22 protein-coding genes are annotated in these 21,377 nt (G+C 56.4%); 8 read left to right on the forward strand and 14 right to left on the reverse strand.

From position 1 onward, the window contains the following. Positions 1-11 precede the first annotated feature (11 nt). The 4 genes from RAL88_RS02735 to rsmA all read left to right on the forward strand — a co-directional run bounded on the left by RAL88_RS02735 (position 12) and on the right by rsmA (position 5,339). Entirely contained in the window at positions 12-2,384 is a 2,373-nt protein-coding gene (locus RAL88_RS02735; protein WP_306267126.1) for an LPS-assembly protein LptD, read from the forward strand. Positions 2,385-2,537: 153 nt separating this feature from the next. After that, positions 2,538-3,461, forward strand: a complete 924-nt coding sequence (locus tag RAL88_RS02740) for a peptidylprolyl isomerase (protein WP_306267128.1) — start codon at positions 2,538-2,540, stop codon at positions 3,459-3,461. A gap of 22 nt (positions 3,462-3,483) precedes the next feature. Further along, positions 3,484-4,494: a 4-hydroxythreonine-4-phosphate dehydrogenase PdxA gene (gene pdxA, locus RAL88_RS02745; protein WP_306267129.1), complete on the forward strand. Its 1,011-nt coding sequence runs from the start codon at positions 3,484-3,486 to the stop codon at positions 4,492-4,494. After that, positions 4,491-5,339: a 16S rRNA (adenine(1518)-N(6)/adenine(1519)-N(6))-dimethyltransferase RsmA gene (gene rsmA / locus RAL88_RS02750; RefSeq protein ID WP_306267130.1), complete on the forward strand. Its 849-nt coding sequence runs from the start codon at positions 4,491-4,493 to the stop codon at positions 5,337-5,339. The genes pdxA and rsmA overlap by 4 nt, the downstream gene beginning before the upstream one ends. On the opposite strand, the gene gmk is transcribed toward rsmA, so the two are convergent. From gmk to fabD, 7 genes are all read right to left on the reverse strand, one after another. Next, positions 5,326-5,973: a guanylate kinase gene (gene gmk / locus RAL88_RS02755; protein WP_306267131.1), complete on the reverse strand. Its 648-nt coding sequence runs from the start codon at positions 5,971-5,973 to the stop codon at positions 5,326-5,328. The genes rsmA and gmk overlap by 14 nt on opposite strands. 8 nt (positions 5,974-5,981) lie before the next feature. Beyond that, positions 5,982-6,869: a YicC/YloC family endoribonuclease gene (locus RAL88_RS02760; RefSeq protein ID WP_306267133.1), complete on the reverse strand. Its 888-nt coding sequence runs from the start codon at positions 6,867-6,869 to the stop codon at positions 5,982-5,984. A gap of 32 nt (positions 6,870-6,901) precedes the next feature. Beyond that, positions 6,902-8,077: an endolytic transglycosylase MltG gene (gene mltG / locus RAL88_RS02765; RefSeq protein WP_306267135.1), complete on the reverse strand. Its 1,176-nt coding sequence runs from the start codon at positions 8,075-8,077 to the stop codon at positions 6,902-6,904. A gap of 45 nt (positions 8,078-8,122) precedes the next feature. Further along, the gene (fabF, locus tag RAL88_RS02770) at positions 8,123-9,385 is read right to left on the reverse strand and encodes a beta-ketoacyl-ACP synthase II (protein WP_306267137.1); all 1,263 of its coding nucleotides are present in this window, start codon (positions 9,383-9,385) and stop codon (positions 8,123-8,125) included. 102 nt (positions 9,386-9,487) lie between these two features. Continuing rightward, entirely contained in the window at positions 9,488-9,727 is a 240-nt protein-coding gene (locus tag RAL88_RS02775) for an acyl carrier protein (protein ID WP_306267138.1), read from the reverse strand. 387 nt (positions 9,728-10,114) lie between these two features. Then, positions 10,115-10,852, reverse strand: coding sequence for a 3-oxoacyl-[acyl-carrier-protein] reductase (fabG, locus tag RAL88_RS02780; protein WP_306267140.1), 738 nt, complete (start codon positions 10,850-10,852; stop codon positions 10,115-10,117). Between the two features lie 42 nt (positions 10,853-10,894). Next, positions 10,895-11,824 carry an ACP S-malonyltransferase gene (gene fabD / locus RAL88_RS02785; protein WP_306267143.1) on the reverse strand — a complete coding sequence of 310 codons (930 nt, stop codon included), beginning with the start codon at positions 11,822-11,824 and terminating at the stop codon, positions 10,895-10,897. Between the two features lie 359 nt (positions 11,825-12,183). Between fabD and rpsF the strand changes: the two genes are divergently transcribed. The 4 genes from rpsF to rplI all read left to right on the forward strand — a co-directional run bounded on the left by rpsF (position 12,184) and on the right by rplI (position 14,536). After that, a complete protein-coding gene (gene rpsF, locus RAL88_RS02790) occupies positions 12,184-12,555 on the forward strand; it encodes a 30S ribosomal protein S6 (protein ID WP_306267145.1) in 372 nt (123 codons plus the stop codon). A gap of 17 nt (positions 12,556-12,572) precedes the next feature. After that, positions 12,573-12,821 carry a 30S ribosomal protein S18 gene (gene rpsR, locus RAL88_RS02795; protein ID WP_306257274.1) on the forward strand — a complete coding sequence of 83 codons (249 nt, stop codon included), beginning with the start codon at positions 12,573-12,575 and terminating at the stop codon, positions 12,819-12,821. A 108-nt stretch (positions 12,822-12,929) separates the two neighbouring features. Then, on the forward strand, positions 12,930-13,874 hold the full coding sequence (locus tag RAL88_RS02800) for a DUF2232 domain-containing protein (protein ID WP_306267147.1): 945 nt from the start codon (positions 12,930-12,932) through the stop codon (positions 13,872-13,874). 23 nt (positions 13,875-13,897) lie between these two features. Further along, entirely contained in the window at positions 13,898-14,536 is a 639-nt protein-coding gene (gene rplI, locus RAL88_RS02805; protein ID WP_306267148.1) for a 50S ribosomal protein L9, read from the forward strand. Positions 14,537-14,646: 110 nt separating this feature from the next. Here the strand turns inward: rplI and RAL88_RS02810 are convergent, their stop codons facing one another. From RAL88_RS02810 to RAL88_RS02840, 7 genes are all read right to left on the reverse strand, one after another. Further along, positions 14,647-15,645, reverse strand: a complete 999-nt coding sequence (locus tag RAL88_RS02810; protein WP_306267149.1) for a Gfo/Idh/MocA family protein — start codon at positions 15,643-15,645, stop codon at positions 14,647-14,649. Further along, positions 15,642-16,529 carry a sugar phosphate isomerase/epimerase gene (locus RAL88_RS02815; RefSeq protein ID WP_306267150.1) on the reverse strand — a complete coding sequence of 296 codons (888 nt, stop codon included), beginning with the start codon at positions 16,527-16,529 and terminating at the stop codon, positions 15,642-15,644. Before RAL88_RS02815 ends, RAL88_RS02810 begins: the two co-directional genes overlap by 4 nt. 28 nt (positions 16,530-16,557) lie before the next feature. Then, positions 16,558-17,391: a carbohydrate ABC transporter permease gene (locus tag RAL88_RS02820; protein ID WP_306267152.1), complete on the reverse strand. Its 834-nt coding sequence runs from the start codon at positions 17,389-17,391 to the stop codon at positions 16,558-16,560. Next, positions 17,391-18,326 carry a carbohydrate ABC transporter permease gene (locus RAL88_RS02825; RefSeq protein WP_306267153.1) on the reverse strand — a complete coding sequence of 312 codons (936 nt, stop codon included), beginning with the start codon at positions 18,324-18,326 and terminating at the stop codon, positions 17,391-17,393. Before RAL88_RS02825 ends, RAL88_RS02820 begins: the two co-directional genes overlap by 1 nt. A gap of 86 nt (positions 18,327-18,412) precedes the next feature. Next, positions 18,413-19,630, reverse strand: a complete 1,218-nt coding sequence (locus tag RAL88_RS02830; RefSeq protein WP_306267154.1) for a sugar ABC transporter substrate-binding protein — start codon at positions 19,628-19,630, stop codon at positions 18,413-18,415. 11 nt (positions 19,631-19,641) lie between these two features. Then, positions 19,642-20,547, reverse strand: coding sequence for an alpha/beta hydrolase (locus RAL88_RS02835; protein WP_306267155.1), 906 nt, complete (start codon positions 20,545-20,547; stop codon positions 19,642-19,644). A gap of 17 nt (positions 20,548-20,564) precedes the next feature. Beyond that, positions 20,565-21,263, reverse strand: a complete 699-nt coding sequence (locus tag RAL88_RS02840) for a GntR family transcriptional regulator (protein WP_306267157.1) — start codon at positions 21,261-21,263, stop codon at positions 20,565-20,567. Positions 21,264-21,377: the final 114 nt, after the last annotated feature.

Raw genomic sequence — 21,377 nt, forward strand, 5'->3', positions numbered from 1 at the left:
TATTCGGCTGCATGTCCCGCCCACTGAAACAGTGGAAGCTTGCGCTGTTTCTGTCAGCCTCCGCCCTGACCTTGCCCCTGGCCATTGGGCTGGCACCTGATCTTCTCACAGCCTACGCTGCGTCGCACACCACTCGAAGTTCCGATGCTCTGGTCGAGAGAATTCGGACAAATCCCGACGCTCAGATGCTCGTCGAAGCTAACGCGCTGATCTATAATTACGACACCGAAACCGTAACCGCCCAGGGCAATGTCGAAATTGTCTATGACGGCTACACGCTAAACGCAGATCGCGTTGTCTACGAACAGCGCAGCGGCCGGATGATGGCATTGGGCAATGTACGCATTACCGAGCCAACCGGAAATGTGCTGACAGCGGATCAGGTCGATATCACCGAAGATTTCCGCGACGGCTTTGTGAAGTCATTGCAGGTGCGGACACCGGAAAACGCCACCTTCGGCGCCGAATCGGCTGAACGGACCGGTGGCAACCGGACAGTTTTCAACCAGGGCAGCTATACCGCCTGCGAAGCTTGCGAGAAGCGCCCGGCGCGGCCCTATCTGTGGCAGATCAAGGCGTCAAAAGTCATCCATGACCAGCAGGAGCAGATGATTTACTATCAGAATGCTTGGCTGGAATTCTTTGGTGTTCCGGTGGCATATCTGCCGTATTTTTCTCATGCCGACCCTTCAGTAAAGCGCAAGAGCGGCTTTCTGATGCCCAGACTGAGCTACGGAAGCGCAATCGGGGTCGGGCTGACAACTCCGTATTTTTTCAATCTGGCGCCCAATTACGATCTGACGATTTCACCCACTTTTTACAGTGGTCAGGGCGTGTTGCTGGATGCGGAATGGCGCCACAAATTGATCACCGGCTCCTACAGAATTCGCGCTGCCGGCATTGCCCAGTTCGCGCCTGACCAATTTGCCGGTCTTCAGGGCGATGAGACGCTGCGTGGCTATGTCCAGTCTGATGGCGAGTTCAATATCAATCAGCAATGGAAATGGGGCTGGGACGTTACCGCAATCAGCGACCGGACCTTCACCCGCGATTATGATCTGGAAGATACGGAGCGCCAGGAAGCTGTCTCGACGCTCTATCTGACCGGCCAGAGTGAGCGCAATTTTTTTGAATTGCGTGGTTATCAGTTCCGCGCTCTGCGCGAAGATCAAGAAGACAGCATCGGAACCGATTTTCAGGAAGAACAGGCGCTGGTTCATCCGGTGCTGGATTACAATCTTGTCTTTGGCGACCCGGTTCTGAACGGTGAATTGTCGTTTGATCTGAATTTCACCAGCCTGTCGCGGGAAAACACCGATTTCGGCACCAGCAATGGCAATCCAACCGGACGTGTGGTCGGCCCGAAAGGCACTTACACGCGCCTCTCGCTGGAAGCCACCTGGCAAAAAACCCTGGTCGGACCGATGGGCCAGCTGTTCACACCGTTTGCCTCATTGCGCGGCGATGCGTTCTGGCTGGAACAGAATGAGCCACTGGCACCCTTCATTGAGGATAATGAGGCTTTTCGCGGACTGGCACTCGCCGGAATCGAATGGCGCTGGCCTCTGATCGCCCAGCACACCTGGGGCACCCAGCGCTTTGAACCGGTCGCGCAGGTCATTCTGAGAAGCAACGAGAATCTGTTGGGCTCCCTGCCCAATGAAGATGCACAGAGCCTGGTTTTCGACGACACCAATCTGTTCAGCGTCAACAAGTTTTCCGGCTATGACCGTGTCGAGGGCGGCTCGCGCATCAATATCGGCATGATTTACCGGGCTGATCTGAACAATGGCGTTTCCATCCGCACAGTTCTGGGACAATCGCTTCATCTGTTCGGGACCAATTCGTTCGCCAATCCGGATGTTGCTGCAACAGGTCTGGACAGCGGCCTTGAAACCGACCGGTCCGACTACATTGCCCGCTTCACGCTTGATACGGCGAATGATCTGCGGCTGGATGCTTTTGTTCGGCTGGATGAGAGCAATTTCGCAGTCAACCGTTCTGAAATCACGGCAAGCGGAAAACGTGGCTTTCTCACGGCCTCCCTCGGCTACGCCTATTTTGCCGAACAACCCAATCTCGGCATTGCCAACGAGCGCGAAGAAATACGTGGCTCTGCCTCACTTCAGGTCAATGACAACTGGCGCGTATTCGGCGATTTCCGTTACGATATCGAAAATAATGGTGCTGTCAGCGATGGTATCGGAATCGCTTATGATGATGAGTGCTTCGGCCTGTCGCTGTCCTATACTGAAACCCATGATCGCTATACAGATCTTGAAACCGATCAGCGGATTTATCTGCGGGTCAATCTGAAAACCATCGGCGGCGGCGAAGTCTCACAGGATCTGGGCGGCGGCGAAAGCGAGTCTGCAACCTATTGATAGCGCGGTATCGGCCTGTGGGAACAGACAAGATTTCCCAATACCGGGATGCGGCCTGCCTCAATTTCCCCCAATCTGTGCGTCACAAGCTTAACCTTGCTGACAAACTTGGCTAAAATCGCCGAGATACATTCAATTCATAAGGGCATTTCCATGTTGTCTGTCCCCTCTTCCCTTCGCAATCTGGCTGCTCTGCTGTTTGCCTGTCTTATCATCTCCATCAGTGCGCCGGCCTTTGCTCAAAGCAAGATTGTTGCACTGGTGAATGGCGATCCGATCACCAGCTACGAACTGGATCAGCGCTCAAAGCTTCTGAAACTCACCACCCGGGACGGTTCCCGAACCAAGGCTCTTGATGAACTGGTTGAAGAGAAGCTGAAGCTGGGCGAAGCCAAGCGGCGCGGCATCAGCCCGTCTCCCCAGGAAGTTGACAGCGCTTTCGCGACCATCGCCACACGGACAAAAATGAGTGCGTCACAACTGGGTCAGGCGCTGAGTAAATCAGGCGTCAGCCCGGGCGCTCTGAAAAGCCGGCTGAGAGCTGAACTTGCCTGGTCTCGTGTGGTCCGCGCCAGGTTCCGCAGCACTGTAAATGTGCAAGATGCCGACGTGATCGCCGCTGTCCGTGCAAAGGGCGAACAGAAGAAATTTGTTAAGGAATTCACCCTCAAACAAGTCATTTTCATCGTTCCCAAAGGCTCCAACGATGCGACCGCAAATGCCGTCAAGAAGAGCGCAGAACGATTCAGACCGACCATAGCAGGATGCGATTCGGTGCTTTCCCAGGCTTCTGGGTTGCGCGATGTGGTGGTCAAGAACATCGGGCGCCGCGACTCAACGCAATTACCCGAGGAGCTGGTGGCAAAGCTCGAGACGCTTAAAATCAGCCAGGGAACCGAGCCCGGGCGCATCGCCGAGGGATTTGAAATCCTGGTGCTCTGCAATGTCCGCGAAGTCGCCAGCGACATCGCGGCAGTAGACGAAACCCGCTCGGAAATGATGGATCAGGAAGGCCAGTTGCTTGCGCGCCGCTATATTCGCGACCTGCGCCAGGATGCGGTCATTGAATACCGCTGACCCGTTCAGATAGGCACGAGCAGTGACCACTCCTCTTGCCCTGACTATGGGCGAGCCGGCGGGTATTGGCCCGGATCTGGTCATCGCCGCCTGGCAGCATCGCGAACGCCTGCAATTGCCTGAACTCATCGTGTTTGGCTGCGCGCAAACCCTGACATTGCGCGCCAAAATGCTGGGCGTTTCCCTGTCCATCACACGGCTTGGACCGGACACCATTGCACAAAGCAGGCCCTCCGGAATGCTGCAGGTGGTGGATATTCCGGCAGCAGAGCCCGACTGCTGCGGCACTTTGATACCCGGCAATGGCACAGCCGTGATCGCCTCCATTGATCAGGCTGTGGCGGCCACCATCAACGGCATATGCGCCGGGTTGGTGACCTGCCCGATCCACAAGAAAAATCTCTACGAAGCCGGATTCTCCTATCCGGGGCACACGGAATATCTCGGCTTTCTGGCAACACAACATACCGGACAGCCCTATACACCCGTAATGCTGATTGCCTCCGAACTGCTGCGCACTGTGCCGGTGACCATTCATATTCCTCTGAGCGAGGTTCCCATGCAGCTCACCTCAGAAATGATCAAGACCACAATTCGCATCTGTCATGCTGAGTTGAAGAGCCGCTTCGGGATCAGCCAGCCGCGCTTGGCCGTGGCCGGTCTCAATCCTCATGCCGGCGAAAATGGCAGCATTGGTCTGGAAGACAGGGACATTATCGCGCCGGCTCTGCAAGAATTGCGCGCCGAAGGATTCGATATCACGGGACCTTTGCCCGCCGATACAATGTTTCATCCGCGCGCCCGCTCCAATTATGATGTGGCAATCTGCATGTATCATGACCAGGCGCTGATACCGGCTAAAACGCTGGCTTTTGATGAAGGTGTGAACGTCACGCTGGGCCTGCCTTTTGTGCGCACCTCTCCGGACCATGGCACAGCCCTGGACCTTGCCGGAAAAGGGAGTGCGCGGCCCGACAGTCTGATTTGTGCCATTCGCATGGCAAACGACATGATTTCTGCAGGTCGTGCATGAACCACAGCTTTGACGCCCTTCCACCCTTGCGCGATGTTCTTGCGCAATTTGACCTCAGTCCAAAGAAATCGCTGGGCCAGAATTTTCTGCTCGATCTGAATCTGACCAGCCGTATTGCCCGCGCCGCGGGCCGGCTGGAAGGGGCTCATGTTCTTGAAATCGGGCCAGGTCCCGGCGGCTTGACACGGGCGATCCTGAAAGAGAACCCGGCAAGTCTGACGGTCATTGAACGCGATGAACGCTGTCTGGCCGCGCTGAGGCAGGTAGAGGCGCAATATCCTGGAAAACTGCACATCATTGCCGGAGATGCGTTGCAGAATCAGCCACTTTTGGACCCGGAGCTGAAAACCCGCATCATTGCCAATTTGCCCTATAATATTGCAACACCGCTGCTGACAGGCTGGCTTGAGGCAGAGCCGTGGCCACCCTTCTACAGCTCGCTTACCCTGATGTTCCAGAAGGAGGTAGCCGAACGCATTGTTGCAGCCGCAGGCAGCAAATCCTACGGACGGCTCTCCGTTTTGGCACAATGGCGTTGCACGGCAGAGCTGTTGTTTGACATCTCGCCTCAGGCTTTCACTCCGCCGCCAAAAGTCACCTCCAGCGTGGTACACTTTGAACCGCGTCGCCAGCCGCTGGCCTGCCGCTTGACGAGCCTGTCAAAACTCACAGCTGCCGCGTTCGGCCAAAGGCGCAAGATGCTGCGACAGAGCCTCAAGCCCCTGGGAATCAGCAGTCAGGTTTTTGAAGAAACCGGCATTGCGGAGACCGAGCGCGCCGAACAAATTCCAGTCAGCGGATTTGTCGCCCTGGCCAATGCCTATGACGCGCTCACAACTCGTTGAGCAGCCCTTCCACGAACATTTTCATGCCGATCAGCCGGTCACGGCGCATCCGTTCCGCATGCAAAATGGACTGCACCCGCTCAAATGACTGTTCCAGCTTTTCATTGATGATGACATAGTCATATTCAGACCACTGCTCCATTTCCAGAGCAGCATTGGTCAGCCGTTTGGCAATCACGTCGTCACTGTCTTCCGCCCGCCGTTCCAGCCGAGATTTCAGCTCGCTGATCGATGGTGGCAATACAAAAATCCGCACCAGATCTTCAGGCATTTTTTCGTGCAATTGCCTGGTGCCCTGCCAGTCAATGTCAAACAATACGTCGCGCCCGGCCGTCAGCGCCTCTTCGACCGGGTCCCGCGGGGTCCCGTAAAAATTGCCATGGACCTCAGCCCACTCCAGCAATTCATTGCGATCGCGCATGGCGGCAAAGCGCCTGTGATCAATAAAATGGTAATGGGTTCCTTCAATTTCGCTGGGGCGCTGTGCTCTTGTTGTCACGGACACCGAAAGCTCAATCTCGGAATTCTTGCTGAGTATCTGCCGGGCAATGCTGGATTTTCCGGCTCCTGATGGAGAGGACAGGACAAGCATAACGCCGCGGCGATCCATCGTACTGATTGAGCTGTTACGCATGTCTCGTCCTATTCGATATTCTGTATCTGCTCGCGCAGCTGATCAACAACAGCCTTCAGCGCAAGACCGGTTTTGGTGAGGGCCGGATCATTGGATTTGGAACACAGCGTGTTGGCTTCACGATTGAATTCCTGGGTCAGAAAATCAAATTTTCGGCCAACCGGCTGCCCGGCAAACAGCAGATCATCCGCCGCCACGATATGCGCCCGGAGCCGGTCAAGTTCTTCCTGAATATCAGCCTTGGTCGCAAGCAGCATGGCCTCCTGATGAAGCCGTTCCTCGTCCAGTCTGGTCTGTCCGCCGGACAGCAGCGCAATCTGCTTTCTGATCCGGTCCTGAATGGCCCGGGGCGTACGTGCCGGATTGTCGGTTGCAAGTTGGACGAGATCTGTAATCTGCTGCAAAAGTCCAGCGACGATTGCCTTCAAATGCTCGCCTTCAGCTTCACGCGCCTTTGTGAGAGCTGCCAGTGCAACTTCAAAACTGGTATTCAGCGCCGCATTCAGGCTCTCCTGGTCTTCTGTGCTCCGGTCTTCGGAAAACCGCTCCAGGACCCCTGGCATGGCGAGAATACTGGTTGCCGGGGACGGCGCGGTTTCAACGCGTTGCGCAACGATTTCCAGATAGGATAGCGCCTGATCCAGTGCTGTTTGATTTATCTGAAATGACGGCTTGCCATCACTCACACTAATCATCAGATTACACTGCACATTGCCACGGCCAAGAACCGTCTGCGCACGTTTTCTGCAGATCTGCTCGACCTTGTCAAAGCCAGGAGGCAAGCGGAATTTCAGATCCAGCCCCCTACCGTTTACCGAGCGCAATTCCCAGTACCAGTTGCGTTCCTCAAACGCTCCTTCTGACCGGCCATAACCAGTCATGCTGCTTATCGCCATCAAATTTGCTCCGCTTTGGCGCGACCTCCATACTAGTCGCTGATTTTGCTCGGGTCTTCAACGTCTTCCTGGTCAGACTTGTCACGTTCAACCTGTCGCCATTTTCGAACATTGGTCTGGTGTTCGGCAAATGTCTGAGCAAAGGCATGCCCGCCAGACCCGTCAGCCACGAAAAACAAGTCCTTGGTGCGGGCCGGATTGATAACCGCTTCCAGGGCCGCACGACCGGGATTGGCGATTGGCCCGGGTGGAAGTCCGTCGATGACATAGGTGTTGTAAGGGTTTTCAGCGCGCAAATCCGCGCGCGAAATTGGCCGGCCTAGAGTGCCCTGTCCCCCGACCAGCCCATAAATGACCGTCGGGTCGGTCTGCAACTTCATGCCCTCTTTCAACCGGTTGATGAACACGGACGCAACCCTTGGGCGCTCGTCCGCCAATGCGGTTTCCTTTTCAACGATGCTGGCCAGGATAACCATTTCTTCCGGGGTCGAAATAGGCAGATCCGGCGAGCGCCGCGACCAGACATCCGCCACCACACGATCACGGGCCGTACGCATGCGCTCCAGCAATTGTGACCGGCTGTCGCCGCGAGTGAATTTATAGGTCTCCGGCAGCAATGTGCCTTCCGGTGGAACCCCGACAATCTGACCGGTCAGGACCGGGTCCAATTCCAGAATATCGACGATCTGCTTGGACGTGCGGCCTTCCGGAACGGTGACGGCATGCAAAATGGATTTGCCTTCAACCAGCCGGGCAACAACGTCCTCCATGGAAGCGTTCCGCTCGAACAGATACTCACCGGCCTTCAGTTTGCTGCGGTTGTCCGTCAAACGGACACTGGCCAGAAACAAAATCTTGTTGTTGATGATATTCTTTTCATCCAGCAGATTTGCAATGCCCTGCACATTCATGCCGCGCTCGATCATTACAGATTTGTCGACCTGAAGCGGACCGTCAGCCTCGTATACTGACTTGCCGTAAAACAACAGTCCCCCGAAAACGAATGCCAGGATGACTGTCGCCATCAGCAGGAAATTCAGAACAAACACAATGGGATGGCGTCTGCGCTTGCGCCCGGTTGGTGGCGGCGCCGCGATTTCTGATTGCAGGGACTGTCTTGCGCTGCGCGGAGAATAGCGCCGATCGTCGCTTTCAATGTCCAGCCGGTCGCGCCCTGAATCCCTGGAACCGCGCCTGGAACGAATCATCAATTAATCTCCCAATAGAAGTACAACTCAAACTGCCGGCCCTGTTCAATCAACATTCCGAAAAATAAGTGATGCATTGGTCCCCCCAAACCCGAACGAGTTTGATAGTGCAACGGAAATGGGTTTTTTCTTCGCAGTTTTTGGCACCAGGTCAATTTTTGTTTCGACAGACGGATTATCCAAATTCAGCGTCGGAGGAACAATATCATCGCGAATGGCCAAAAGCGAGAAGATCGCCTCAATGGCTCCGGCAGCACCCAGCAGATGTCCGGTCGCTGATTTTGTAGAGGACATTGTCAGTTGTGCGGCATTGCCATCAACCAGCCGTTCAACGGCGCGCAACTCAATTTCGTCTCCCAGCGGAGTGGACGTCCCGTGAGCATTCACGTAGTCGATGTCCGATGGGACCAGATCTGCCCGTTTCAGAGCAGCCTTCATGCAGCGATAGGCGCCATCACCATCAGCCGCTGGGGCAGTGATGTGGTAGGCATCACCGGACATTCCATAGCCGATCAGTTCACCATAAATCCTGGCACCGCGCGCCTTTGCGTGTTCATATTCTTCCAGAACCACTATGCCGGCCCCTTCTCCCATGACAAATCCGTCGCGGTCCCTGTCATACGGGCGGGAGGCGCTCGTCGGGTCATCATTGAAATGGGTCGACAGGGCGCGGCAGGATGCAAAGCCGGCGAGCGACAGGCGGCAGACCGGCGATTCCGAGCCGCCGGCTACCATCACGTCTGCGTCACCGAGAGCAATAAGCCTGCCCGCATCTCCGATCGCATGCGCACCCGTGGAGCACGCTGTCACAACCGAATGATTGGGGCCTTTCAGGCCATGTTTGATCGAAACATATCCGGAGGCCAGATTGATCAGCCGGCCGGGAATAAAAAACGGGCTGAGCCGCCGCGGCCCGTTGTCACGCAGGATATGAGAGGCAGTTTCGATGCCTTCAAGACCGCCAATACCGGACCCGATAAGCACGCCTGAGACCGTCTGATCCTCATAACTGCTTGGATGCCAGTCGGCGTCATCAAGCGCCTGCTGAGCGGCAGCCATGGCGTAAACAATGAAATTATCGACTTTACGCTGCTCTTTTGGAGCCATCCAGTCATTGGCATTATAAGTGCCGTCAGACCCGTCACCATGCGGAATGTGGCAAGCTATCTGGCAAGCCAGATCATCGACCTGAAACCGCTCGACACGAGACGCCCCGCTTTTTCCGGCAATCAGATTCGACCAGGAAACATCAACTCCGCAGCCAAGCGGATTGACCGTGCCCAGGCCAGTAACAACCACACGTCTCATAATCCACCCGACCACTGAGCTGAAAATTTATTCGCAGTTTGCCTGTTGGCAAACTGCGATCCATCAAGGAGCTGCTGCCTTTCTGCAGGCGAAAACCAGGTCCTATGCGTCTGCTTGAGACTCAATGAACTTGACCGCATCGCCAACAGTTACGATGGATTCGGCAGCTTCATCTGGAATGGTAATTTCGAACGCTTCTTCGAACTTCATGACCAGTTCAACGGTGTCAAGGCTGTCTGCGCCCAGATCTTCGATAAAACTGGCTTCTGGTGTCACCTTCTCAGGATCAGCGTCCAGGTGGCCAATTACGATTTCTTTCACCTTATCGGCAACATTGCTCATAAGTAACTTTCCTCATTCATCCACCGCGATTTCGCGGTTGCTCAAATAACACTATACACCAGAGATCCTGTTGCACTAGACACGCGCGGATCGCGCACGCCAGTGTCACAGGATTTCATTTGAGCGCCTTCAATGCGCCGGTGATTCTACGTTTTCCCAGCTTAATGTTTGATGCCTCAAAACCCAAGCAGGATTATTCTACCGTCTGCGACCGCCAGAGGCGATGGCAAGCCGGTCGCTACGGCCATCTTATGTCGATAACAGGCAGCACCTAATACCGCAATGATGCCGCGTCAACCTCGGAATCTGGCGCTTGCTAGCACAGTTCAATTTGAAACACCAGAAACGGCCCCGATGGTCTGATCGCATGTTAAGGGGGTTCAGGTCCTACACCATTGCCATGCCGCCATTGATCTGGATCGTTTCACCGGTGATATAGGCCGCTTCCTCACTGGCCAGAAAGACCACGGCAGCGGCGATTTCATCGGCAGTACCGAGGCGCCCGACCGGCACATTTGTCAAAATGGTTTCCCGCTGCTTGTCTGTGAGCTTGTCGTTCATCGCGGAATCGATCAGCCCCGGCGCAACGCAATTCACCGTTATGCCGCGACTGGCCACTTCCTGCGCCAACGCCTTCGACATTCCGATAAGGCCGGCCTTGGTGGCAGCATAATTGCTCTGCCCGGCATTGCCGACCACACCGGCAACGGAGGTGATTCCGATAATGCGGCCCTGACGCGCTTTCATCATTGGCCGCAGACAGGCCCGCGCCAGTTCAAAAGGCGCGTTGAGGTTGATGTCCACCACGCTGTCCCAATCCTCATCCTTCATCCGCATCGCCAATCCATCGCGGGTAATCCCGGCATTGTTGACGAGAATATCAATCTGTCCCAGCGCCTCTACAACAGCAGGAACCAGGCCCGACCTGGCTTCGCGGTCTGCCAGATTGCAGGGAAACACATGGGCCGCTTCGCCCAGTTCCGCCTGCAGGGCTTCCAGCGCATCGATCCGGGTGCCATGCAATGCCACTGTCGCACCACTTGCACAGAGCGCTCTGGCAATAGCAGAACCCAGACTTCCGCTTGCACCGGTTACCAGCGCAATTTTTCCTGTCAGATCAAACATATGTCGCTCCCTGGCTGACTGCGTTCAGATTCGCTCGGTAGATCAGAGCATTTTTTGAATATCATCGGGTGTGTTGATTGACGAGGCATTGATGCCCGGCGCGATGCGCTTGATCAAGCCTGCCAGAACCTTGCCGGCACCGATTTCAAACGCTTCATCGACGCCATTATCAGCCAGCCACTGAATGGATTCCCGCCACCGCACCCGGCCCGTTACCTGCTCGATCAGATGTTTGCGGATCTCATCCGGCTCACTGACCGGTGCGGCCAGCACATTGGCGATCAAGGGAACTTTCGGAGTTTTCAGATCGATCTCAGCCAGCGCTTGCGCCATGCGCTCCGCCGCCGGACGCATCAGCGAACAGTGAAAAGGCGCACTGACCGGCAGCATCAGCGCGCGGCGCGCGCCCTCAGCTTTCGCCAGTTCGGCGGCCTTTTCAACGGCTGCCCTGGCCCCGGATACCACAACCTGGCCCGGCGCATTATCATTGGCAACGTCACAGGCGCCGCTGGCCGATGCCTGCTGCACAAGAGCCTCGACCTGCTCCAGTTCAAGACCCAGAATCGCCGCCATGGCACCCTCGCCAACCGGCACCGCACTTTGCATGGCGTCGCCGCGTATCCGCAACAACCGCGCCGCATCCGCGACGCTCAGACTTCCCGCAGCCGCCAGCGCCGAATATTCGCCCAGCGAATGACCGGCGACATAGGCCGCCGACCCAGCCACTGTAATCCCGGCTTCTTCCATTGCCGCCATGGCCGCAAGGCTGACCGCCATCAGCGCCGGCTGTGCGTTGGCGGTCAGTGTCAGCTCTTCCAGCGGGCCATCCCAGATCAAGCGGCTGAGATTCTGCCCCAGAGCCTCATCAACCTCGGCAAAAACCTGTTTTGCGGCAGCGGAACTTTCGGCCAGCGCCTGACCCATGCCAACCGCCTGGCTACCCTGACCGGGAAAGGTGAACACACGTGTCATTGAGTTGAAATATCCTGTATTGCAGACTGAAATATCATCGCAAGTGAGGGCTGAGACACCCTATTCCACGCCTGTCTGTCAAGAAACTTTCCGATAATTTCCCCAAATGCGGGGCTTTTGGCCAGTTTCATCTTGCATTTGGCTGGCTCACGGCTATAACGCCGCCATCGCAACCGGTTCAGCCGGGGGCTGAACGGAAGGCTGTGTCTTGTCACATGTGGTGAGAAGCGACGGTAGGGTTTCGACCCGGCTTTCAGTGTCCCCGCTCTCGATGCGTCTTCGAACAGCCTTTCCAACGGCCAGCAGGCCAAAGGGCTTCGATGGGGCTTTGCGCTGAACCAAATATAAGGAAAGGCAATATGCCACTTTACGAGCATGTCGTGCTTGCGCGGCAGGACCTGTCCGGCCAGCAGGTTGAAACTCTGGTCGACTCCCTGAAAGAAATCGTCAGCGAAAACGGCGGAACCGTTCCGTTTGTGGAAAGCTGGGGTCTGAAATCCCTGACCTACCGCATTCAGCGTAACCGCAAGGCGCATTTCACCTTCATGAACATTGATGCTCCACACGCAGCTGTTGCTGAAATGGAGCGTCAGATGCGCATCAATGAAGATGTCCTGCGCTACATGACCATTCGTGTAAAGCAGCACGAAGAAGGTCCGACTGCAATGATGCAAAAACGTGATCGTGATGACCGACGCCCCGGCGGCGGCGGTCGTGGTCGTGACCGGTAAGAGCGAGGATATTTACAATGGTTGATATTGCACAACTTCCGCAACGCCGCCCGTTTCACCGTCGTCGCAAAACCTGCCCTTTCTCCGGCGCGAACTCTCCGAAGATTGATTACAAGGACGTAAAGCTGCTGCAGCGCTATGTCTCGGAGCGCGGCAAAATCGTGCCTTCACGTATTACCGCAGTGTCCGCCAAGAAACAGCGCGAACTGGCTCAGGCCATCAAACGCTCCCGTTTCCTTGGTCTGCTGCCATACGTTATTAAATAAGTGACATTCGGGCGGCGGATGAGCCGCCGCCCGGACTTCAGTTGAGGCCGTGCCTGATCAGTTGATCAGATTGACGTGCTTCTAACCGCCCGGAGCGGGACAGCGAACATGACGCAGATTATTCTGATCAGTATTGGTGCCGGGCTGTTATCCGCCCTTTTATTTGCAAGTGTCCTGACGGGCTCATTGCTGGCCATCGTGCTGCAGATTTTTGCCCAGCTGCCCATTCAAAGCGCTGCTCTGACATTTGGCCCGCGCGCCGGGCTGATAGCGGCCGTGGCGGCTGTTGCAGCACTGTTGCTGGTCTCGGGCCTGCCGGCCCAGACGGTTTCCTACAGTCTGAATTTTGCCGCTCCGGCCTTGTTGGCGAGTTATCTGGCGGGGCTCAGAAACACCGATCTGCCGGTCGATCAACTGGCTGGCTGGTATCCGCTCGGCAGACTTCTCAGTTTCGTTGGCGGCGCTGCAATTCTGATCTTCCTGCTGTTGGGCCTGTATTCCGATTTCACCCCGGAAAGCGCGGTGCTGGCCATTGAAACCCAGGCCAGTGTCCTGCTGGAAGGTGCCGTCGACACCACTGAAGTTCCCCCGCAGACAATTACCCAGATTGCCGTGTTCTTTGTCGCCCTGTTTCCCTTTGTCGCCACCGCCGGACTTGTGGCTGTCACCGGGCTGAACCTGGTTCTGGCGATACGGATTGCGCGGCGTTACGGCACATTTGCAAGACCGGCAACCAGCATCACGACACTTGTTATACCGCGTGCTGTTCACCTGACCGCAATGGCAGCGTTTCTGGCAATCTGGCTAACCGGTTCTACGCCTCCGCTCCTGACTTCGGTGGCCGGGGCATCTTCTGCACTGGTGATCCTGTCCGGATTTGCCGCGCTGCATGCGCTGACCCGCCGCCTTGCCTCACGCGGCATCATTCTGGTTGCTGTCTATGGCAGCATCATCCTGTTCACGTTTCCACTTCTGCTCATCCTGATTCTTGGCTGGATCGACGGGTTTCTCAACCTGCGCGGCCGGTTTCAGTCCAACACCTCCAATTCATAACTTTCAAACCTAAGGAAAATCTCATGAATATCATTCTTCTGGAACGCATTGCCCGTCTTGGACAAGTTGGCGACGTTGTCCGCGTCAAAGATGGTTATGCCCGCAATTTCCTGCTGCCAAACGGCAAGGCATTGCGCGCCACTGCCGCCAACAAAAAAGAATTTGAAAACCGCCGCACTGAAATTGAAGCGCGCAACCTGGAAATGCAGTCCGAGGCCCAGCAGGTCGCGACAAAACTTGACGGCCAGTCAGTCATCATGATCCGCCGCGCCGGTCAGACGGGCCAGCTCTACGGTTCGGTCAACACCCGCGATATTGCGGCAGGTCTGGAAGGAGCTGGCTTTCATGTGTTGCGCTCACAGATTCAACTGAATGAGCCCATCAAGAAAATTGGCCTTCACGACATTACAGTTGCCCTGTTTGCCGACGTCAACGCCGCCGTATCGGTGAATGTTGCGCGCTCCGAGGACGAAGCGGAACGCCAGGCCATGGGCGAGGATGTCTCCGTGGCCGGGGATACTTTCGATGAAGAGGAAATTGTCGAAGAAGACGCACCGGACATGGAAGAAGTGTTCGAAGAAGGCGCTGGCGAAACCGCCAATGAGGACGACGCGGATGCTGATGCAGACGCCGACCCAGAAGACGAAGATACGACTGCCTGATCAAATTGTCGGAACGGATCAACCGTTCTGCTGATCCGGGAAGGCTGGACACACGCTCCAGCCTTCCCGAAACTTTTATGATCCGCGTCAGACCTTTTCCTGGCTGTAAATTATTTTTCCAGCAGCGCGATCATCCGCTCAAGGCGCTCCATGGCGCGCAGGCCATCTTCGATGGTGGGAACATTGCGGTCCTCGCCGCGCACGGTGGCGGCTGCATCCGCAACCAGCGCCTTGTATCCCTTATGGTCCTCATTGGCCGCAGCCGTGAAATTCGGTGTCCAGCTTAATGTGTCAGAGGCCGCATCAAGTGTGGCCGCCGGATCATCGGCCTTGAAAGCCGGATCGCGGTACAATGCCACCTTGATAATGTTATCGATCTCCAGCCGGACATGGTCGCCCATGATGCGCAGCTCTTCCATCGGTGTGCCACGCGACTGAACGGTACCCATCACTACATTGCCGATCACGCCATTGTCCGCAGTAAAGCCAAGGTGAAACAGGATTTTACCGGGCGAAGGGCTTATCTTGCGTACACTCATGTCGCCGAAATCATCGCCTGTAAGCCAGGGGATGAGGTCCATGTAGTGAACACAATGGTGCAGATAGAAACCGCTGTAATCCGGTTCGCCCTGAAAATAGGTCGGTGCCGTCATATAGGTCCCGGTGACGCCCAGAATCTGGCCGAAATCGCCTTTATCCAGAATATTTTTGGCGATCCGGTTTCCGGTTGAATAGCGTTTCATGAAACCAACTATCACCGGCTGCCCTGCTGCCCGCGATGCTTCAGCAACGGCGCGCGCGCCAGCTGCAGTTGCGGCCGGTGGTTTTTCCATGAAAACCGGCAAGCCCCTCTCCAGGGCTGCAATCGACGCATGCTGATGCAGATCCGGCCCCACAGCCATACCGATCAGATCCAGCCCCGGCTGGGCGACCAGATCACGATAGTCGGAATACAGGGATGTGACCCCGTATTCGTGGCCCACACGGGCCATGGCGGCTTCATCCCTGTCGCACAGCGCGGCAATGCGGATGTCGTTGATACCAAGCTGCGGCAGCAGCATTTGTCTTGCATGGCGTCCACAGCCGATCCAGCCGATATTCAGGGTCATTGGTCGACCTCCGCCAAGGCAAGCGCAGAGCGGATCACGCCCAGCCCGGCTTTCAGTTTGGCACTTTCATCCTCATGGGGCGCGCGCCACTGCGCAATCGGCAGGGCGACACGGTCATCATCGCGCCGAAACGGTTCCAGCGAGACCGGGCCGCGATAGTTGATTTGCGCCAGTGCGCGCATGATTGCTGTCCAGTCAAGATGGCCTGTGCCCGGATGGCCACGGTGGTTTTCATTGGCCTGAAAATGCACCAGACGACTGCCTGCGGCGCGAATTGCATCGGGTATGGAGCGCTCTTCCATATTCATGTGAAAGGTATCCAGCATGACACCAAGCCCCGCATCATCAACCCTGTCGACGACTTCAATTGCCTGGCGCGTGGTTGAGATAATATCCGTTTCAAACCGGTTGAGCGGCTCGAGCCCGAAGACCACGCCTGCATTACGGGCGCGCGGCGCGACGTGCGCCAGCCCTTCAACCGTCCGCGCAGCACGGGCGGCAACGGCTTCATCGGAGCGCGGCACAGGCGGCCTGCCGGCAAATACCATCGGCTCACCGTAAAGCGGGCCACCGACAATCCCGGCGCCAAGCTGGTGAGCGACCTCCACACAATGGGTGAGATAGTCCAGACCACCCTGCCGCGCGCCTGCATCATCTGACGCGATAGAGCGTTGCGCATTCACTCTTGCGGCCAAAACCAGGCTGATGCCGCAGTCACTGGCGGCTTTACGGGCCAGATCCAGATCAATATTGTCCTCCGGCTCCGGGACCAGAAGTTCCATGAAGTCAAAACCGAGCTTTGCCGCATAGTCGAAATAATGCAGATCGGCACCGGTAAACGGGCGTATGAACTGCATCGAGATAATACCGACCGGATTGTCCAAGAGTATCGTCCTTTCTGGGATGGCGGGGTCAGCCTTTGACCGCGCCCTGAGTGAGACCCGATATCAGGCGTTTCTGCACCAGCAGAAACAGGACGGTGGCCGGCATTGCACCGACAATGCCGCCTGCGGTCAGAAGACCCCACTGAATTTCATATTCACCAATCAGGGTCTGAACCGCGACGGTGATCGGGCGGACATTGCGTCCGCCAAGGGTCAGTGCATAAAGATATTCGTTCCATGAGGTGATGAAGATGTAGATCGCCGTGGCAATGATGCCGGGCACACACAGCGGCAGCACCACACGGCGCAGCGCACCCATGCGCGTACAGCCATCCGTCATCGCTGCTTCATCGAGCGATCTGGGTATCCCGTTCATATAGCTGATCATCATCCACACCGAAAACGGGATGGCGATCGTTGAGTTGGCGATGATCAGAGCCAGATGGGTGTCGAGAAGTCCCAGAACCCGCATCAGCACAAACAGCGGAAGGATAAGCAGCACCAGCGGGAACATATTGATCAGCAGGAATTGCAGCATCAGGATGCGTTTGCCCTTGAAGGAAAACCGCGAGAACGAATAGGCGGCGGTAACGCTCAGGGACAAGCCGACGACCACGGTGCCGCTGGCGACGATAAAACTGTCGAGCAGATTATCGCCAAAGCCCACGGTTCTGAAAAGCCGCGTGTAATTGTCAATGGTTGCCCCAATGATCGACGGACCTTCGGTGAACAGCCGGGACTCCTCCGTAACCGAGGTAATGAACATCCAGGCATAGGGTCCAAGCGCAAAGGCCAGGATCAGAAGCATCGGCAGTTCCACGATCAGCAGCCGGCGTGATGTCGGCATTTTACCGAGCGCCATTATTGCACCGCCTTTCCGGTCCGCCTGAGATACAGCAGGACGAGCCCCATCAGCAGGAAGGTGAACAGCACGGCCAGCGCCGAACCATAGCCGAAATCAAGATTGGTGCGTGCTTTGATGAAGGCGTAAAGCGGCAAGGTATAGGTGGCATATCCGGGCCCGCCGCCGGTCATCACAAAGATGACGTCAAACGAATTTGCCACCCAGATGGTGCGCAGCAGGACGGCGGTCACCAGCACCCCGGAAATGCCGGGTAAGGTTATATGCCAGAATTGTCTCAAGCTGCTGGCGCCATCCAGCGAGGCGGCCTCGTAGTAGCTTCTGGGTATCGATTGCAGCCCGGCCAGGATCATCACCGCAAAAAACGGGAAGCCCTGCCATGTCAGCGTCAGAATGATCGCGCCCAGCGCCAGATCCGGATCGGCCAGCCAGGGAACGGCCTGCTCGACCAGGCCGAGGCGCAGCATGAAGTCGTTGAGGACGCCGTAATTGCTGTCGTAAATCCACACCCACATCAGCGCAATGACCACTGAGGGCAGCGCCCAGGGAATGATGATCAGGGCGCGCGCCAGGGCGCGCCAGCGAAATTCCTGGTTCAAAAGCAGCGCTGTGGCCAGTCCCAGGAGCATCTGCCCCGGTATCGTCACGCCGATCCAGATCACGGTGTGTCTCAGCGATATCCAGAACACCTCATCCTGAAGCGCTGCGACAAAATTATCGAAACCAAGGAACTTGAATTCTTTGGGGCGGAACAGAACATATTCGTGCAGGCTCATCCAGGCGGTTTGCAGCATCGGCAGAAACACGATGGTCAACGTCACCAGCACAGCAGGCGACAACATCGCGTAAGGCAGGATGCGCTTGCCCAGCCTGCGACGGGTTTGCGAACCGGCATCGTCAATAGAGTCTGAGCCATTTTGGGTGTGCGTTGCCATCGGAAAACTTGCTTTGCGGAGTGCAGGTGCCGTGATGATCAGATGAAAATCAGGGGCAGCAATACGCTGCCCCTGATTGAGAGCGACTAGTTGCCGTACAGTTTGGCAATTTCGGCATTCATTTCAGCAGCCGTGATCTCGCCTGTCAGCGCGCGCTGCATGGCCACCGGCCAGACCGTATTCACGAAGTCCGAGGTTTCGGTGCGGTTTGGCAGCAGCTTGGCAAATGGCAGGGAATCCACTGTTGCCTGAACAAACCGCTGCGGATGCAAAGTCCAGCCGGCGCTGTCTGTTTTGGTCACTGGCAGCTGACCGGTTGCCTCATTGAACTTGGCATTGTTTCCGGCGGTGGACAGGAAGGAAATCCATTTCCAGGCAGCGTCCTTGTCTTCAGCAGAGGACAGAATGGCAGTGCTTTCATCGCCGAAAGCCGTCCAGCGCCCGCCCCCGCATTCAGGAACGGTCGTGGCGGAAACCTTGTCGCCAAGCGCCTCAACCATGCCGTTTGCCGATCCGATATGGTGAATGGTCATGGCTGTCTTGCCGGCCTTGAAGCCGCCGATGATTTCCTGAAACCCGTCATTGGGTGCAGATGGCGGAAACGACCCGTCTTCACGGAACATATCAACCACGAACTGGGTGCCAGCAATGCCTGCGTCCGATTGAATGCCGTCGGTCAGGCTGACACCATCACGACCCAGCGTCAGACTGGCCCAATGGTCATGGCCGCCCTTGCTGCCGCGCAGGCCAAAGCCATAGACATCGGTGCGTCCATCGCCATCGGTGTCACGGGTCAGCGCCTTGGCGGCGGCACGGAACTCGTCGCAGGTTTTCGGAACTTCAAGGCCAAGTTCGGCAAACATGTCTGGGCGATAATAAAGATAGAGCACGACATATTGCACAGGCAGATAGTAGGATGTTCCGTCGTCTGCCTTGACCAGCTCAAACAGGTTTTCCTGCACGTCGGATTTTTCAGCCCATGCTTCAATCCGCTCGCCAATGGGCTCCAGAGCGCCCATTTCGATCAACCGCGGCTGAGCAAACATTTTGACCATCGCTGCATCAGGGGCATTGCCGCCGATGATTGAAGTATAAAGCGTGTCGTAATAGCTGTTCCACGGAATGTTTTCCGCTTCGATTTTAATACCCGGATTCTGTGCTTCAAAGCTTTCAACCAGCTCGTTCATCGGATTGTCGGCATTGTCGAAATGGTACCAGAAACGAACCGTGCTTTGTGCTGCGGCAAGGCTGGTACCTAACGCAACCATACTCACTGCCAGTCCAAGTTTTGCTAGTATATTCATTGTCTTACTCCCTATTTTGAATGCTCGGTTTGAGCGGTTTGCTGTTTGAAATATTTTCCTGCCAAAGCGAAGGCGTTCTGCGCCTCCGGTAGAAGCGAACCCATTTGCATGAAGCCATGCACAACCCCCTGAAACAGATCGAAAGGATCGTCTCGTCCCAGAGCACGCAGCCGCTCTGCCAATGCTTCGGTTTCACTGCGCAGCGGATCCAGTCCGGCGGCATTCAGATATAGCGGCGGCAGGGCGCGCAATTGTGTATCGTCGGCCTGAAGCGGCGCCACACTGGGCAAGTGGCGAACCTCTTCAGGCGCATACCAATCCCAGAAGCGCTGCATCTTGGCACGGGTCAGGCCGGGACCATCGGCAAAATCCTGGTAAGAAGGCGTGGCAAAGTCAGCGCCATACACCCCGTAAAACAGCAGGCCGGATGCAGGCAACTCGCCGCCCTCCTCCTGCAGCCGCAACATGGCGGCCAGGGCAAGATTTGCTCCGGCGCTGTCACCAGCCATACTCCAGCGGCGCGTGCGGTCTCTGGCCTGCCAGACGTCCAGCACATCTTCCAGACCACAAGGATAGGGGTTTTCAGGCGCAAGCCGATATTCGAAGGTCAGCACGGGCGCAGCCGTTTCAATGGCAAGGCGGCGGGCCGCTCCTTCGTGGGTTGCGGCCGAACAGAACGCCCAGCCGCCGCCGTGAACATGCAAAATGGCGTCAGTGCCGCAATCATTATGCGGCACAATGTAGCGCGCCGGCATATCGTCAATCATGACGGTCCGGGCTTCCGCTACATCCGGCAGTTCCCTGTTCCAGCGCAAATTGGACAGAGCCGCCAGGGCACGCCCCGCATCAGACGACAACATGGTTGGATCCAGCAATCCGGCATCCTCGACCATCAGCCGGTCCAATACGGCCTTCATTGACGCACTCGGCTGGTTCATGCTGCACCACCATTTGTAAGATCGGGTCCGAAATCGACAATGGTCGAAATGTGATGGCTTAGAAGTTTCTGCAAATTTTCGAGGTCGCGCGCTTCGAGCGCCGCCAAAATCGGAGCATGGCGTTCTGCGGTCTCGTCCAGCGCACGGCTGGGTTGCGAATTGAGAATTTTATAACGGTGATTATGAATCAGGCAGCGCAGCAGTATCGGCGTGATCACCGGCAGGTCTGCAGCTGCAAACAGGCGCGTGTGAAACGCCCGGTCATGAACCGACAGCAAATATTCATCGCCGTCTCGCGCAGCGTTGCGCATTGCGTTCAGATCGCCCCGTAAATCTGCATTCAAATCGGCATCTGCACGCTCAAGAACACGCTCAAGATAATTGCATTCTATATCGCGCCGAAGTGCGATCAGAACGCGGGCATCGGCCGACCGGCAGGCTGCGACATGGGTGCCGCGATGCGGCAGCCGCTTCACGAGACCTTCTTCATTGAGCTGCATCAGGGCCTCGCGGATGGTGCCCTGGCTGCAGTTGAACCGCTCTGCAATCTCAAGCTCAAGCAACACGGCGTCCGGTGCCAACTGGCCCAGCACGATCTCTTTCTGCAGCGCCACGTAGACATTATGGCTGCGGCGGCTCGACTGCCGCGGCAACAGGCTGGTAATCGATGGCGTTGAAAAAGTCTCGACAGCCATTGTCGGCCATACCTCCCGCTTGTTGCCGTTTTGGCAGAAAACACTTATCATTATTGATAATATCTGTATTATCGTTATTAATAACATTGCCATTATCGATATTGCAAGATTTAA

Origin of the sequence: Pararhizobium sp. IMCC3301, assembly GCF_030758315.1 — a bacterium.
Lineage (GTDB): Bacteria > Pseudomonadota > Alphaproteobacteria > Rhizobiales.

Bases quoted from the DNA above. Each gene is read 5' to 3' on its own strand.
- RAL88_RS02735 (WP_306267126.1), top strand. From the start codon at position 12: ATGTCCCGCCCACTGAAACAGTGGAAGCTTGCGCTGTTTCTGTCAGCC.
- RAL88_RS02740 (WP_306267128.1), top strand. From the start codon at position 2,538: ATGTTGTCTGTCCCCTCTTCCCTTCGCAATCTGGCTGCTCTGCTGTTT.
- rsmA (WP_306267130.1), top strand. From the start codon at position 4,491: ATGAACCACAGCTTTGACGCCCTTCCACCCTTGCGCGATGTTCTTGCG.
- gmk (WP_306267131.1), bottom strand. From the start codon at position 5,973: ATGCGTAACAGCTCAATCAGTACGATGGATCGCCGCGGCGTTATGCTT.
- RAL88_RS02760 (WP_306267133.1), bottom strand. From the start codon at position 6,869: ATGGCGATAAGCAGCATGACTGGTTATGGCCGGTCAGAAGGAGCGTTT.
- mltG (WP_306267135.1), bottom strand. From the start codon at position 8,077: ATGATTCGTTCCAGGCGCGGTTCCAGGGATTCAGGGCGCGACCGGCTG.
- fabF (WP_306267137.1), bottom strand. From the start codon at position 9,385: ATGAGACGTGTGGTTGTTACTGGCCTGGGCACGGTCAATCCGCTTGGC.
- RAL88_RS02775 (WP_306267138.1), bottom strand. From the start codon at position 9,727: ATGAGCAATGTTGCCGATAAGGTGAAAGAAATCGTAATTGGCCACCTG.
- fabG (WP_306267140.1), bottom strand. From the start codon at position 10,852: ATGTTTGATCTGACAGGAAAAATTGCGCTGGTAACCGGTGCAAGCGGA.
- fabD (WP_306267143.1), bottom strand. From the start codon at position 11,824: ATGACACGTGTGTTCACCTTTCCCGGTCAGGGTAGCCAGGCGGTTGGC.
- rpsF (WP_306267145.1), top strand. From the start codon at position 12,184: ATGCCACTTTACGAGCATGTCGTGCTTGCGCGGCAGGACCTGTCCGGC.
- rpsR (WP_306257274.1), top strand. From the start codon at position 12,573: ATGGTTGATATTGCACAACTTCCGCAACGCCGCCCGTTTCACCGTCGT.
- RAL88_RS02800 (WP_306267147.1), top strand. From the start codon at position 12,930: ATGACGCAGATTATTCTGATCAGTATTGGTGCCGGGCTGTTATCCGCC.
- rplI (WP_306267148.1), top strand. From the start codon at position 13,898: ATGAATATCATTCTTCTGGAACGCATTGCCCGTCTTGGACAAGTTGGC.
- RAL88_RS02810 (WP_306267149.1), bottom strand. From the start codon at position 15,645: ATGACCCTGAATATCGGCTGGATCGGCTGTGGACGCCATGCAAGACAA.
- RAL88_RS02820 (WP_306267152.1), bottom strand. From the start codon at position 17,391: ATGGCGCTCGGTAAAATGCCGACATCACGCCGGCTGCTGATCGTGGAA.
- RAL88_RS02825 (WP_306267153.1), bottom strand. From the start codon at position 18,326: ATGGCAACGCACACCCAAAATGGCTCAGACTCTATTGACGATGCCGGT.
- RAL88_RS02830 (WP_306267154.1), bottom strand. From the start codon at position 19,630: ATGAATATACTAGCAAAACTTGGACTGGCAGTGAGTATGGTTGCGTTA.
- RAL88_RS02835 (WP_306267155.1), bottom strand. From the start codon at position 20,547: ATGAAGGCCGTATTGGACCGGCTGATGGTCGAGGATGCCGGATTGCTG.
- RAL88_RS02840 (WP_306267157.1), bottom strand. From the start codon at position 21,263: ATGGCTGTCGAGACTTTTTCAACGCCATCGATTACCAGCCTGTTGCCG.